This window comes from Spirillospora sp. NBC_01491 (assembly GCF_036227065.1).
In the GTDB taxonomy this organism is placed as follows: domain Bacteria; phylum Actinomycetota; class Actinomycetes; order Streptosporangiales; family Streptosporangiaceae; genus Spirillospora; species Spirillospora xylanilytica.
The window spans coordinates 6,502,570-6,515,459 of record NZ_CP109432.1 but is presented as its reverse complement, the minus strand read 5'-3'; the positions used below and the strand labels follow the sequence as shown (position 1 = coordinate 6,515,459).

The window sequence follows — 12,890 nt, the reverse complement described above, 5'->3', positions numbered from 1 at the left end:
TCACGGAAAACCCGAGTTCCCGATGGAGTTGTGAGGTCACTCACCTCCGCCCTCGTCCCTGGTGGCGCGGCACCCCGTACTGCACTGCTCATAGCCTGCGGCTATCGGATCAAGTGCTGTGATGACTTGGAACTCTTCACCGGGGCGGACATAACGTTCGCGACGTGGCTATAGCGATACCTGCGATCTACCGCTCGACCGTCGGCAAGAAGGCCGTCATGGCCGTGACCGGCGGCATCCTCGTGCTCTTCCTGCTCATGCACATGATCGGGAATCTCAAGATCTTCCTTGGTGCCGAGGACTTCAACCATTACGCGCACTGGCTGCGCACGGTCGGCGAGCCCGCGGTCCCGCGCCGCACGGTGCTGACCGTCACCGAGATCGTGCTGGGCCTCGCGGTCGTGCTGCACATCTGGTCGGCGGTGTCGCTGGGCCGCCGGGCCCACGAGGCGCGGCCGGTGAAGTACCAGGCGAAGAAGAAGTCGCACGCGCAGGGCTACGCCATCCACACCATGCGGTACGGCGGGGTGACCATCCTGCTGTACATCATCTGGCACCTGCTGGACCTGACCTTCTTCGTGGTCAACCCCAAGGGCGGCGACGCCACCCCGTACGAGCGGATGGTCGCCGACTTCGACCCGTCCCGCTGGTTCATCACCGTCTGGTACGTCGTGGCGATCCTGCTGGTCGGGCTGCACCTGCACCACGGCGTCTGGAGCGCGTTCCAGACGCTGGGGCTGCGCACCCCCCGCAGTGAGCGGGCCCTGCGCGGCCTCGCCGTCGCGGTCGCCGCCGTGGTGACCGCCGGCTTCATCTCCGTCCCCGTCTCCATCACCGCCGGATGGGTGAGCTGAACATGAGCGAGAGCTTCTACGAGCCGGGCGAGCCGCTGCGCGACGCCAAGGCGCCCGCGGGCCCGATCGAGGACCGCTGGACCACGCGCAAGTTCGAGGCCAAGCTGGTCAACCCGGCCAACAAGCGCAAGAAGAAGATCATCATCATCGGCACCGGGCTGGCCGGCGGCTCGGCCGGCGCGACCCTCGGCGAGGCCGGCTACCAGGTCCAGCAGTTCTGCTTCCAGGACAGCCCGCGCCGCGCCCACTCGATCGCCGCGCAGGGCGGCATCAACGCCGCCAAGAACTACCGCAACGACGGCGACAGCGTGCACCGGCTGTTCTACGACACCGTCAAGGGCGGCGACTTCCGCGCCCGCGAGTCCAACGTGCACCGGCTCGCCGAGATCTCCACCCAGATCATCGACCAGTGCGTCGCGCAGGGCGTCCCGTTCGCCCGCGAGTACGGCGGCCTGCTCGACAACCGCTCGTTCGGCGGCACCCAGGTCTCCCGGACGTTCTACGCCCGCGGCCAGACCGGGCAGCAGCTCCTGCTGGGCGCCTACCAGGCGCTGATGCGGCAGGTGGACGCCGGGAACGTGGAGCTGTTCGCGCGGCACGAGATGCTCGACCTGATCATGGAGGACGGCCGGGCCCGCGGCGTCGTCGTCCGCGACCTGATCAACGGCGAGATCAAGCACTACACCGCCGACGCGGTGGTGCTGGCGTCCGGCGGCTACGGGAACGTGTACTTCCTGTCCACCAACGCCATGGGGTCCAACGTCACCGCGTCCTGGCGGGCGCACCGGCACGGCGCCTACTTCGCCAACCCCTGCTACACCCAGATCCACCCGACCTGCATCCCGGTCAGCGGCGACCACCAGTCGAAGCTGACGCTGATGTCGGAGTCGCTGCGCAACGACGGCCGGGTGTGGGTGCCGGAGAAGGCCGGCGACACCCGCAGGCCGTCCGACATCCCCGAGGGCGAGCGCGACTACTACCTGGAGCGCATCTACCCCTCCTACGGCAACCTGGTCCCCCGCGACATCGCCTCCCGCGCCGCCAAGAACGTGTGCGACGAGGGCCGCGGCGTCGGGCCCGGCGGCCTCGGCGTCTACCTCGACTTCGCCGACGCGATCGAGCGGCTCGGCCGCAAGAGCGTCGAGGCCAAGTACGGGAACCTGTTCGAGATGTACGAGCGGATCACCGGCGAGAACCCCTACGACACGCCGATGCGGATCTACCCGGCCGTGCACTACACGATGGGCGGGCTCTGGGTCGACTACGACCTGTCGTCCAACATCCCCGGCCTGTTCGTGATCGGCGAGGCCAACTTCTCCGACCACGGCGCCAACCGGCTCGGCGCGTCCGCGCTGATGCAGGGCCTGGCCGACGGCTACTTCGTCCTGCCGAACACCGTCGGCGACTACATCGCCCGCACCTCCCTCCCCCCGGTCGGCGACGCCGCCGTCCAGGAGGCCGCGGAGCGCGTCACCGGGCAGATCGACAAGCTGCTCTCGATCGACGGCGACCGCACCGTCGACTCCTTCCACCGCGAGCTCGGCCACATCATGTGGGAGTACTGCGGGATGGAGCGCACCGACGAGGGCCTGCGCAAGGCCCTGGAGCTGATCCCCGCGCTGCGCGCGGAGTTCTGGACCCGGGTCAAGGTCACCGGCAAGGGCGAGGAGCTCAACCAGCAGCTGGAGAAGGCCGGCCGGGTCGCCGACTTCCTGGAGCTCGGCGAGCTGATGGTCATCGACGCGCTGCACCGCTCGGAGTCGGCCGGCGGCCACTTCCGCGCCGAGAGCCAGGACGAGGACGGCGAGGCCAAGCGCGACGACGACAACTTCGCCTACGTCGCCGCCTGGGAATGGGGCGGAACGGGCGAACGGCCCGTCCTCCACCAGGAGGCCCTCGAGTTCGAATACGTCAAGCCCACGCAGAGGTCGTACAAGTAATCATGAAGCTCACACTGCGCGTCTGGCGCCAGCAGGGCCCCGAGGACAAGGGGTCGATGGTCGAGTACAAGATCGACGGCATCTCCGCCGACGCCTCGTTCCTGGAGATGCTGGACGTCCTCAACGAGAAGCTGATCGCGGACGGCGCCGACCCCATCGCGTTCGACCACGACTGCCGCGAGGGCATCTGCGGCATGTGCTCGCTGGTCATCAACGGCACCCCGCACGGCCCCGAGCGCGCCACCACGACCTGCCAGCTGCACATGCGCAAGTTCAAGGACGGCGAGGTCATCGACGTCGAGCCGTGGCGCGCCAAGGCGTTCCCGGTGGTCAAGGACCTGGTGGTCGACCGTTCGGCGTTCGACCGGATCATCCAGTCCGGCGGCTACATCAGCGCCGCCACCGGCACCGCGCCCGAGGCCCACTCGACCCCGGTGCCCAAGCCGGACGCCGACGCCGCGTTCGAGGCGGCCGAGTGCATCGGCTGCGGCGCCTGCGTCGCGGCGTGCCCGAACGGCTCGGCCGCGCTGTTCCTCGGCGCCAAGGTCACCCACCTCGGCCTGATGCCGCAGGGCCAGCCGGAGCGCTGGGACCGCGTGGTCGGCATGCTCGACACCCACGACGACGAGGGCTTCGGCGGCTGCACCAACACCGGCGAGTGCACCATCGCCTGCCCGAAGGGCATCCCCCTGGACGTCATCGGCCGCCTCAACCACGACTACCTCAGGGCCACCGTGGGCGGCAAGAAGAAGTAGCCGCCCGACCCCCAGAGCAGCCCCGCCCGGCGATGCCGGGCGGGGCTTCCACGTTCCAGGGCCCCGGGCCCGGCCCCGGCCTCGGGCCTGGCCTTATACCCCCACCTGCACGTGTCGTCATGCTTCGTGTGCGTCTCGGCCGGTCTGCGTACGGCCGAATACGGTCGCAATCGGTCAGCCCGGGAACCAACCCCTCACGGACGGTGTCCAACAGAGCACACTCCGAGGAAGAGGTGGTCCGCGATGACGGTCGAACCCCTGCGATCGGGAGATCCCGAGAGCATCGGCGGCTACCGCCTGGCCGGCCGTGTCGGCGAGGGCGGCCAGGGCGTCGTCTACCTCGCCGAGCCGGCGGAGGCGCCCGGGAGGCGGGTCGCGCTGAAGGTCCCGCACAGCGCTCCCGGGGGCGGCGCCTCGATCGACCTCGACGAGATCGCCATCATCCAGCGGGTCGCGCGGTTCTGCACGGCGAGGGTCCTGGACGCCGGGATCGACGGCGACCGTCCCTACCTCGTCAGCGAGTACATCGACGGCCCCTCGTTGCAGAGCGTGGTCGAGTCGGGCGGCGCGCTGCGCGGGTCCGAGCTGGAGCGGCTGGCCGTCGGCACGATCACCGCGCTGGCCGCCACCCACGGCGCGGGGGTGGTGCACCGGGACTTCAAGCCGCACAACGTGCTGCTCGCCGCGGACGGCCCCCGGGTGATCGACTTCGGCGTCGCGACCACACTGGGCCGCTCCGGCGAGGGGCGGTCGGGGCCGTCGGGGACGCCTCGGTACATGGCGCCGGAACAGGTCCGGGGCGCGGCGGTCGGCGCGGCGGCGGACGTGCACGGCTGGGCGGTCACGATGACGTTCGCGGCCATCGGCAGCCGGGCGTTCGACGACGTCCTGCCGACCGGTTCGCACCGGCCCCTCCAGGTGGACCGGTTCCTGGTGGACCTCCCCTTGTGGCTGCGCACCGTGGTGGCGCCGTGCCTGGACGAGGATCCCGAGCAGCGCCCGCGCTCCCGCGAGCTGCTCCTCCACCTGCTCGGGCACGACCAGGAGGCACTGCGGAGGTCCTCCGAAGAGCGGTCCGAACCGCCGGTGCGGCCCCCGGTGCCGGAGGCGGCGCCCCCGCTTCCGCGCGCGCCCACCGTCGGCCGCCGCCGGGCGGCCTCACCCCCGCGCCCGCCACATCCGGGCCCGGCGGACATGCTGCCGGGGCTGTGGCGGAGGTATCCGGCGGTCACGTTCGTCGCCGCGCTGGTCCTCGCCGGTGCGCTCGCCGCCGGTGTCGGGGCGCGGCTGGGGTCCCCGCCCGCCGGCCACCGGACGCGGGCGGCGGGCGCGGCCCCGGCGACCGCCCCGTCCCCGCGGCTGACCGTGGGATCGGCGGACTTCCCCGAGAACGTGCTGCTGAGCGAGATCTACGCGCAGGCCCTGGTGACCGCGGGCTTCAAGGTCACCCGGATGCGGAACATCGGCCCCCGCGAGGTCTACTTCCCCAAGGTGCTCTCCGGCGAGGTCGACGTCGTCCCGGAGTACAACGGGGCGCTCGCCTCGCACCTGGGCGGCCTGGGGGGCGACACCCGCGAGCCGATGACCACCGGGCGGGTCAACGGCAAGCTCGGGCGCGTGCTCCCGGACTCGCTGAGGGTGCTCGACTCGGCCAGGGCCGAGAACAACGACGCGATCGCCGTCACCCGGGAGACCGCGCGGAAGAACGGACTCCACTCCCTCGCCGACCTCAAGGGCGTGTCCGGGGACCTCGTGCTGGGCGCCGCGCCCGAGTTCGAGACCCGGCACCAGGGGCTGGTCGGGCTGAGAGAGGTCTACAAGGCGGCGTTCAAGGACTTCCAGCCCGTCCGGCCGGAAGACCACACGATGCTCGCGGAGCAGCTCACCAAGGGAACGCTGGACGTGGTGCGGCTGTTCACGACCGATCCGGCGATCCGCACCAACGACCTCATGGTGCTGACGGACCCGAAGCACATGTTCAGCGCGCAGAACGTCACGCCCCTGGTGGCGGCCGACGTGGGCGCCAAGGCAGCGGCGGCGCTCAACGCGGTCTCCGCGAGGCTGACCACGGAGGACCTGCTCTACATGAACACGCGGATGGCGGTCGACAGGAGCCGGGTCGAGGCGATGGCCAAGGCATGGCTCGTCCAGACCGGTCTCGGCTGACCGGCGGCGGGGGCGCGGCCGGCGGTGCTCTCATGGGTGCGCTGCGGTCCGCGGGCCAGGCGCTGCCCGGATGAGGTGGAGGCCGATCCCGTGGCCGCCGACGATCACCAGCGTGTACGCGTCGAGGGGCACGCGGTCCTGGCCGTAGGCGACGCCCGTGACGGCCAGGACGGGCGCCCCCGGGGCGAGTCCGCAGCCTGCGGCGTCGGCGGCGGTCAGCGTGGCGGGCTCGATCCGTTGCAGGCTCTCGACGACCGGACGGCCGGCCAGGGCGAGGGCATCGACGAGGGTCGGGCCGCCGTCCAGCGCGTCCGGCGTGATCGCACCGGCGACGGCCAGCGGGACGACGTCGGTCGCGATCCCGTACGGCCTCCCGTGCCGGAGGCGGGTCGCGCGGTAGCGGGCCACCCGCGTGCCCACCGGGACGCGGAGCCGCTCGGCGACGGCCTCGTCCGCGGCGACGACCTCCCGGGTGCGGTGGAGTTCGCGCACGTGGTGGGACTCGTGGTCGAGGTCGTCGAGGAAACCGGTGTAGACGGGTCCGGACCGCGGCGACAGCGACTCGATCGGCAGCGGGTCGGCGACGTGGCTGCCCGCGCCGCGGCGGCTGGTCACGTAGCCGGCCTTCCGCAGGTCGGCGAGGGCCTGGCGGACGGTGCCGCGACTGCACTCCATGGCGCGGGCCAGCTCGTCCTCGCTGGGCAGGCGCTCGCCGGGACGGTGCTGCCCGGCCAGGATGCGGCTCTTCAGCGACATCGCGATGCGCGTGTACAGCGGCCGGTCGGGTCCGGGTGGACGCGTCATGCCGTCGCCGCCGGAGCATACGAGGCGTACGAGGTCCGGGGGATGAGGTCCACGCGATCTCCGATCTGTACGGTCCACCATACAGATACGCCCCTCAGAAGGGCCATTGCATACAACTCCCTGACAATTTGCCGCCAAGGGCTGGATTTTGCCCCGAATTGCGTGCAATCTAGCGCGTGGCGGGCGACGCGCTCCGGCGGACGAGTCCGCGTGGCCGGCCCCGCCTGCGCGACGGCATGAAGGGTGACTGGACATGAGCACCGGCGTATCCACGCCAGACGACACCGCGGAACCGCCACAGCGGCGGTTGACGCGCCGAACGATGATCTCCGGGCTCGGCCTGACCGCCGCGAGCGCCACCATCATGGGCGCCGCCGGCGGCACGGCCGCCGCCGCCACCCGGCCGGGCGATCGCCCGGACCCCCGGCACCACCCGCGAAAGGCGAAGAAGATGAAGCTGACCACGCTGGCCGACGGCCTGCTGTTCCCCGAGGGGCCGGTCGCCCTGCCCGGCGGCGACGTGCTCGTGGTGGAGATCCACCGCGGCACGCTCACCCGGATCAAGCCGGACGGCACCACCTCGGTCGCGGCCCAGGTCGGCGGCGGCCCCAACGGCGCCGCGCTCGGCCCGGACGGCCGCGTCTACCTCGCCAACTGCGGCGGCCTGCGCCGCTTCGAGGTGGGCGGCTTCGTCTTCGCCGGCGGCATCCCCGACGACTACGAGAGCGGCAGCATCCAGGCGGTCGACCTGACCACCGGCGCGGTCGAGACCCTCTACACCGAGGCAGACGGGCAGCAGCTCCGCGGCCCGAACGACCTGGTCTTCGACGCCCACGGCGGCATCTACTTCACCGACTACGGCAAGAGCGACGGCGTCACCGCCGACAAGGGCCGGCTGTACTACGCGAAGGCCGACGGCTCGTCCATCAAGATGATCGCCGGCGGGATGGAGGGCCCCAACGGCATCGGCCTCTCCCCGGACGGCAAGCGGATGTACGTCAGCGAGACCTACACCGCGCGGGTCTGGTGGTGGGACGTCACCGGCCCGGGCCAGATCGAGGGCGGTAGGTCGCTCGGCGGGTCCGGCGGCGGCAACTTCCTGTACACCGCGCCCGACTACACCAACTTCGACTCCCTCGGCGTCGACGGGCACGGCAACGTCTGCGTCGCCTCGATGATCCACTCCGGGATCTCCGTGGTGAGCCCGAAGGGCAAGCTGGTGGACTTCGTCGAGATCGACGTGGACGACGACCCCGGGATCACCAACATCTGCTGGGGCGGCCCGGACATGCGCACCGCCTACATCACCGCGTCCAGCACCGGGAAGCTGCTGAAGGCCGAGTGGCCCCGTCCGGGCCTCAAGCTCAACTACGGAGGCTGACCCCGCCGGGACGGCCACCCGCGGGGAGACCAGGGCGGAGCGGCCGGGGCGGAGGCCCGCGAAGGTCAGGCGCTGACCAGGGTCTCCACCCCGGCCGGGAGGCTGCCGGCCAGCGCCGCCTCGACGAGGAAGGTCATCAGGGTGTCCTGAAAGGCCCGCGCCGCATGGGTGGGCTGGACGTCCTTGCGCCGCGCCAGCGCGATCGTGCGCAACAGGTCGGGCGGCGGCTGCGCGCGCCGGAGCTGCTGCCCGCCCACGGCGCCGACGTCCGCGGGGACGTCCGGGCCGGGGCCGTTGGACCGTTCGGTCAGGACGAGCGGGGTCCCGCGCAGGCCAGGGCGGCCGGCGAGCACCATGCTCGGCACCACCGCGATGCCGAGGCCCGCCTCCACGAAGCGCAGCACCGCGTCCATCTCGCCGCCCTCGACCGCGAACCGCGGCTCGAACCCCGCCGCCCGGCACGCGCCGATGGTCGCCTCACGCAGGTCGTAGCCCGAACGGAACATCACCAACGGCCGATTCCGCAGATCCTCGATCCGCAAGTGCGAACGGCGCGGCACCTGCGCAGGCGACGTCCCGGCCGGGGACGCCACGACCAGATGCTCACGCAGGATCGGAGTCGTCTCCAGCGGCGGATCACCGTGCAGCGGAAGAATCACCAGCGCCAGGTCCAGCGACCCCCGGGTCAGCTCCCGCACCAGGTCGCGCGAGCCCCCCTCCTCCACCAGCAGCCGGATCCCGGGGTAGGCGTCGTGGAAGCGGCGCAGCACGTCGGCGAGCAGCCCCGCGCACAGCGAGGGCGTCGCGCCGAGACGGACCCGTCCGCGCCGCAGTCCCGCCAGCTCCTGCACCTCGAGCCGCGCGGTATCAACGTCGGCCAGTATCCGCTTGGCCAGCGGGAGCAGCGCCTCGCCCGCCGGGGTCAGCGTGATGTTGCCGCGGGCTCGGCTGAACAGCGAGGCGCCCAGCTCGGTCTCCAGCGCGCGGATCTGCTTGGACAGCGAGGGCTGCGCCACACGCAGGATCTCCGCCGCCTGGGTGAAGTGCCGCACCTCCGCGACCGCGACGAAGTAGGAGAGCTGCTGTAGCTGCATCCTGCACAGGGTACGGCCCCCGTCCCGGCCCACTTTGCGGCGCCCTGCCGTTACGCCAGGTCAGACACGCCCGTCTGCACGTCCGGCGCGGAGGCCCGGCCGGCCCGCGCCCCGGGAGGCGCGAGGCGGGGTCAGCGGGCGTGGCGGCGGAGCGCCTGGAGGTCGTGGACGATCACCCGGCGCCGGCCGGTCTCGATCCAGCCGTATCCACGCAGGGTGCGCAGCGCCTTGCTGACCGCCTCGCGGGACGCGCCGACCCAGCCCGCCAGCTCCTCCTGCGACAGGTTGAGCGTGATCCGCACGCTCTCCTCGCCGGTGGTGCGGCTCCGGTACGGGGCGCCGAAGCGCTCGGCCAGCTCGACCAGGCGCTCGGCCACCCGCCCGGTCGCGTCGAACATGCCGAACTCGATCCGCTTGCGGTCGGCGTCCCGCCACCGCTGGCACAGCATCTGCATGATCAGGATCGAGACCCGGCCGTGTGCGCGGAGGAAGGCCATGAACTCGTCCGCGGTCAGCACGAGCGTCTGCACCGGCTCCAGGGCGGCCACCGTCGCCGAGCGGGGCAGCCCGTCGATCGCCGCCACCTCCCCCAGAAGCGAGCCCACGCCGCGCACCGCGAGCAGTGCCTCGCCGCCGTTCTCCCGGTAGGAGAACGCCTTCACCCGGCCTTTCAGCAGGACCGCCACCCAATTGGACTCCTCCCCCTCGCCGAAGAGGGTCTCTCCCCGATCGAAGTCACGGACCCGGGCGCGTGATTCCAGGTCGTCGCGTTCCACCGGGGTCAGTTCGGTGAGGAACGAGCCCGGTTCGAGGGCGCTCATGCCGACCACGCTAAAGGGAACCCAGCCGCCCGGGGCGCGGACCGCAATCACGAATGCATCACGCGTTGTGTGCACTTCTCCCTATTCACCGCTTGTCGGACGCGCGAGAGTGAATCGCGACGTATGGGGCCGTGAGGCCGTTAGCGTCCACGGCGTTCTGGGGAACGGCGGTACGGCGGGCGGCGGTGACGGGGGCACGCCGCCCGCCGTCATCATGGGGGAACGACCACGCCCCCTGCCACCGGGGGCGGCAGGGGGCGCGATCGTGCGGCGGGCGTCCGGACGCCCTCGGGCGGTTCCGGGGCGGCCGTCAGGCCGAGGGGGTGTCCTGGCCCTTCTTGACGATGCCGAGCTTGCTGCCGAGCCACACCACCGGGTCGTACTTGCGGCCGACCACCCGTTCCTTCAACGGGATCAGCGCATTGTCGGTGATCTTGATGTGCTCGGGGCAGACCTCGGTGCAGCACTTGGTGATGTTGCAGAAGCCGAGACCGTGGTCCGTCTGCGCGATCTCACGCCGGTCGCCGACGTCGGCCGGGTGCATCTCCAGCTCGGCGATCCGCATGAGGAACCGGGGCCCGGCGAAGTCGGGCTTGTTCTCCTCATGGTCGCGGATGACGTGGCAGACGTTGTTGCACAGGAAGCACTCGATGCACTTGCGGAACTCCTGCGAGCGCTCGACGTCCACCTGCTGCATGCGGATGTCGCCCGGCGCGACGTCGCCCGGGTCGAACGAGGGGATCTCCCGCGCCTTCTCGTAGTTGAACGAGACGTCGGTGACCAGGTCCCGGATCACCGGGAAGGTGCGGATCGGGGTGACGGTGATCGTCTCGTCCGGCTCGAACGTCGACATCCGGGTCATGCACATCAGCCGCGGCATGCCGTTCACCTCGGCCGAGCACGACCCGCACTTGCCGGCCTTGCAGTTCCACCGGACGGCGAGGTCGGGGGCCTGGGTGGCCTGGAGCCGGTGGATGATGTCGAGGACGACCTCGCCCTCGTTCACCTCCACGGCGTAGTCGGTGAGCTCGCCGTCGCCGTCGTCGCCGCGCCAGACCTTGAACTTGGCCTCGTAGCTCATCGGTCGCCCTCCTGGTTCTCGGCTCCGGCGGCCGTCGCCCCGCCGCCGTCCCCCGCGGCCCCGGCCTCGGCGGCGGCTCCGGCCGGCACCTCCTCGGGGGTGAGGTACTTCTTCAGCTCGTCGTTCTCGAACAGCCCGAGCAGGTCGCCGCGCATCGGCTCCATCGGCTGGTGCTTCAGCTCGACGTGCGGGGCGGCCGGGTCGCCGGCGAGCCGGCAGACCAGGTTGACCTTGCGCCACTCGGGCGACATGCCCGGGTGGTCGTCGCGGGTGTGCCCGCCGCGGCTCTCCTGCCGCTCCAGCGCCGCCTTGGCGATGGCCTCGGAGACCAGCAGCATGTTGCGCAGGTCGAGCGCGAGGTGCCAGCCCGGGTGGTAGCCGCGGCCGTCGTTCACCGCGACCGGGTCGACGCTGACGTTCGCGACCCGCTCCCTGATCTTCTCCAGGGCCTCCAGGGCCTGCTCCAGCTCGCCCTCCTTGCGGATGATGCCGACCAGCTCGTTCATGGTCTGCTGCAACTCGGCGTGCACCGCGTAGGGGTTCTCGCCGCCCGCGCGCTCGAAGGGGGCGAGCGCCTCGGCGGTGGCCGCCTCGACCTCGGCCCCGGGCACCGCTGGACGCTCCGGCAGCGAGTCGACGTACTCGGACGCGCCGAGCCCGGCCCGCCGGCCGAAGACCAGCAGGTCGGTGAGGGAGTTGCCGCCGAGCCGGTTGGAGCCGTGCATGCCGCCCGCGACCTCGCCCGCCGCGAACAGCCCGGGGACGAGCGCGGCGGCGGTGTCGGGGTCGACCTCCACCCCGCCCATCACGTAGTGGCAGGTCGGGCCGACCTCCATCGCCTCGGTGGTGATGTCGACGTCGGCCAGCTCCTTGAACTGGTGGTGCATCGACGGCAGCCGCCTGACGATCTCGGCGGCGCCGCCCGGCATCCGGTCGACGACGGTGAGGAACACCCCGCCGTGCGGCGAGCCGCGGCCGGCCTTGACCTCGGAGTTGATCGCGCGGGCGACCTCGTCGCGGGGCAGCAGCTCGGGGGGCCGCTTGTTGTTCTCGGGGTCGTCGTACCAGCGGTCGCCCTCCTCCTCGGAGGTGGCGTACTGGGTCTTGAAGACCTCGGGGATGTACTCGAACATGAACCGCTTGCCGTCGGAGTTCTTGAGCACCCCGCGGTCGCCGCGGACCGACTCGGTCACCAGGATGCCCTTGACCGACGGCGGCCAGACCATCCCGGTCGGGTGGAACTGGACGAACTCCATGTTGAGCAGCGTCGCGCCCGCCAGCAGCGCCAGCGAGTGACCGTCGCCGGTGTACTCCCAGGAGTTGGAGGTGACCTTGAACGCCTTGCCGATGCCGCCGGTGGCCAGCACCACGGCCGGGGCCTCGAACACCACGAACTTGCCGGTCTCGCGGACGTAGGCGAACACGCCCGCGATCCGGTCGCCGTCCATGAGCAGCCGCGTCACCGTCGTCTCGGCCCACACCCTGAGCCGCGCGTCGTAGTCGCCGTGCTCGGCGTGGTCCTGCTGCTGGAGCGCGACGATCTTCTGCTGCGCGGTGCGGATCAGCTCCAGGCCGGTCCGGTCGCCGACGTGCGCCAGCCGCGGGTACTCGTGCCCGCCGAAGTTGCGCTGGCTGATCTTGCCGTCCTTGGTGCGGTCGAACAGCGCACCCCAGTGCTCCAGCTCCCAGACCCGGTCGGGGGCCTCCTTGGCGTGCAGCTCGGCCATCCGCCAGTTGTTGAGGAACTTGCCCCCGCGCATGGTGTCGCGGAAGTGCACCTGCCAGTTGTCGTTGGGGTTGACGTTCCCCATCGCGGCGGCGGCGCCGCCCTCGGCCATCACGGTGTGGGCCTTGCCGAACAGCGACTTGGAGATGATCGCCGTCTTCTTGCCCTGGAGGCGGGCCTCGATCGCCGCGCGCAGCCCGGCGCCACCGGCACCGATCACCACGACGTCGTAGGAGTGCCTTTCGATCTCGGTCATCTTGCGCCGCCT

10 protein-coding genes are annotated in these 12,890 nt (G+C 71.5%); 5 read left to right on the top strand and 5 right to left on the bottom strand.

Going from position 1 to position 12,890, the window contains the following annotated elements; all coding sequences use genetic code 11:
• Window positions 1-164 precede the first annotated feature (164 nt).
• The 4 genes from OHA34_RS30240 to OHA34_RS30225 all read left to right on the top strand — a co-directional run bounded on the left by OHA34_RS30240 (window position 165) and on the right by OHA34_RS30225 (window position 5,715).
• Complete coding sequence (locus OHA34_RS30240; RefSeq protein WP_285937970.1) at window positions 165-854, top strand: succinate dehydrogenase cytochrome b subunit; 690 nt, start codon at window positions 165-167, stop codon at window positions 852-854.
• Between the two features lie 2 nt (window positions 855-856).
• A complete protein-coding gene (locus tag OHA34_RS30235; protein WP_285937971.1) occupies window positions 857-2,794 on the top strand; it encodes a fumarate reductase/succinate dehydrogenase flavoprotein subunit in 1,938 nt (645 codons plus the stop codon).
• Between the two features lie 2 nt (window positions 2,795-2,796).
• A complete protein-coding gene (locus OHA34_RS30230) occupies window positions 2,797-3,549 on the top strand; it encodes a succinate dehydrogenase/fumarate reductase iron-sulfur subunit (protein ID WP_285937972.1) in 753 nt (250 codons plus the stop codon).
• A 243-nt stretch (window positions 3,550-3,792) separates the two neighbouring features.
• Window positions 3,793-5,715: a glycine betaine ABC transporter substrate-binding protein gene (locus OHA34_RS30225; protein WP_285937973.1), complete on the top strand. Its 1,923-nt coding sequence runs from the start codon at window positions 3,793-3,795 to the stop codon at window positions 5,713-5,715.
• Window positions 5,716-5,745: 30 nt separating this feature from the next.
• Here the strand turns inward: OHA34_RS30225 and OHA34_RS30220 are convergent, their stop codons facing one another.
• On the bottom strand, window positions 5,746-6,519 hold the full coding sequence (locus tag OHA34_RS30220) for a GntR family transcriptional regulator (protein WP_329519618.1): 774 nt from the start codon (window positions 6,517-6,519) through the stop codon (window positions 5,746-5,748).
• Between the two features lie 253 nt (window positions 6,520-6,772).
• On the opposite strand from OHA34_RS30220, the gene OHA34_RS30215 reads away from it, so the two are divergent.
• Window positions 6,773-7,900 carry an SMP-30/gluconolactonase/LRE family protein gene (locus OHA34_RS30215; RefSeq protein ID WP_285937974.1) on the top strand — a complete coding sequence of 376 codons (1,128 nt, stop codon included), beginning with the start codon at window positions 6,773-6,775 and terminating at the stop codon, window positions 7,898-7,900.
• A gap of 65 nt (window positions 7,901-7,965) precedes the next feature.
• On the opposite strand, the gene OHA34_RS30210 is transcribed toward OHA34_RS30215, so the two are convergent.
• From OHA34_RS30210 to OHA34_RS30195, 4 genes are all read right to left on the bottom strand, one after another.
• Entirely contained in the window at window positions 7,966-8,994 is a 1,029-nt protein-coding gene (locus tag OHA34_RS30210) for a LysR family transcriptional regulator (protein ID WP_329519617.1), read from the bottom strand.
• Window positions 8,995-9,125: 131 nt separating this feature from the next.
• Entirely contained in the window at window positions 9,126-9,815 is a 690-nt protein-coding gene (locus tag OHA34_RS30205) for a Crp/Fnr family transcriptional regulator (RefSeq protein ID WP_285937976.1), read from the bottom strand.
• Window positions 9,816-10,125: 310 nt separating this feature from the next.
• Window positions 10,126-10,896 (bottom strand): succinate dehydrogenase/fumarate reductase iron-sulfur subunit, encoded by a 771-nt coding sequence (locus OHA34_RS30200; RefSeq protein ID WP_285937977.1) that lies wholly within the window; start codon window positions 10,894-10,896, stop codon window positions 10,126-10,128.
• A complete protein-coding gene (locus OHA34_RS30195) occupies window positions 10,893-12,878 on the bottom strand; it encodes a fumarate reductase/succinate dehydrogenase flavoprotein subunit (RefSeq protein WP_329519616.1) in 1,986 nt (661 codons plus the stop codon). Before OHA34_RS30195 ends, OHA34_RS30200 begins: the two co-directional genes overlap by 4 nt.
• Window positions 12,879-12,890 lie beyond the last annotated feature (12 nt).

Bases quoted from the DNA above. Each gene is read 5' to 3' on its own strand.
- OHA34_RS30225 (WP_285937973.1), top strand. From the start codon at position 3,793: ATGACGGTCGAACCCCTGCGATCGGGAGATCCCGAGAGCATCGGCGGC.
- OHA34_RS30230 (WP_285937972.1), top strand. From the start codon at position 2,797: ATGAAGCTCACACTGCGCGTCTGGCGCCAGCAGGGCCCCGAGGACAAG.
- OHA34_RS30205 (WP_285937976.1), bottom strand. From the start codon at position 9,815: ATGAGCGCCCTCGAACCGGGCTCGTTCCTCACCGAACTGACCCCGGTG.
- OHA34_RS30215 (WP_285937974.1), top strand. From the start codon at position 6,773: ATGAGCACCGGCGTATCCACGCCAGACGACACCGCGGAACCGCCACAG.
- OHA34_RS30210 (WP_329519617.1), bottom strand. From the start codon at position 8,994: ATGCAGCTACAGCAGCTCTCCTACTTCGTCGCGGTCGCGGAGGTGCGG.
- OHA34_RS30220 (WP_329519618.1), bottom strand. From the start codon at position 6,519: ATGACGCGTCCACCCGGACCCGACCGGCCGCTGTACACGCGCATCGCG.
- OHA34_RS30235 (WP_285937971.1), top strand. From the start codon at position 857: ATGAGCGAGAGCTTCTACGAGCCGGGCGAGCCGCTGCGCGACGCCAAG.
- OHA34_RS30200 (WP_285937977.1), bottom strand. From the start codon at position 10,896: ATGAGCTACGAGGCCAAGTTCAAGGTCTGGCGCGGCGACGACGGCGAC.
- OHA34_RS30195 (WP_329519616.1), bottom strand. From the start codon at position 12,878: ATGACCGAGATCGAAAGGCACTCCTACGACGTCGTGGTGATCGGTGCC.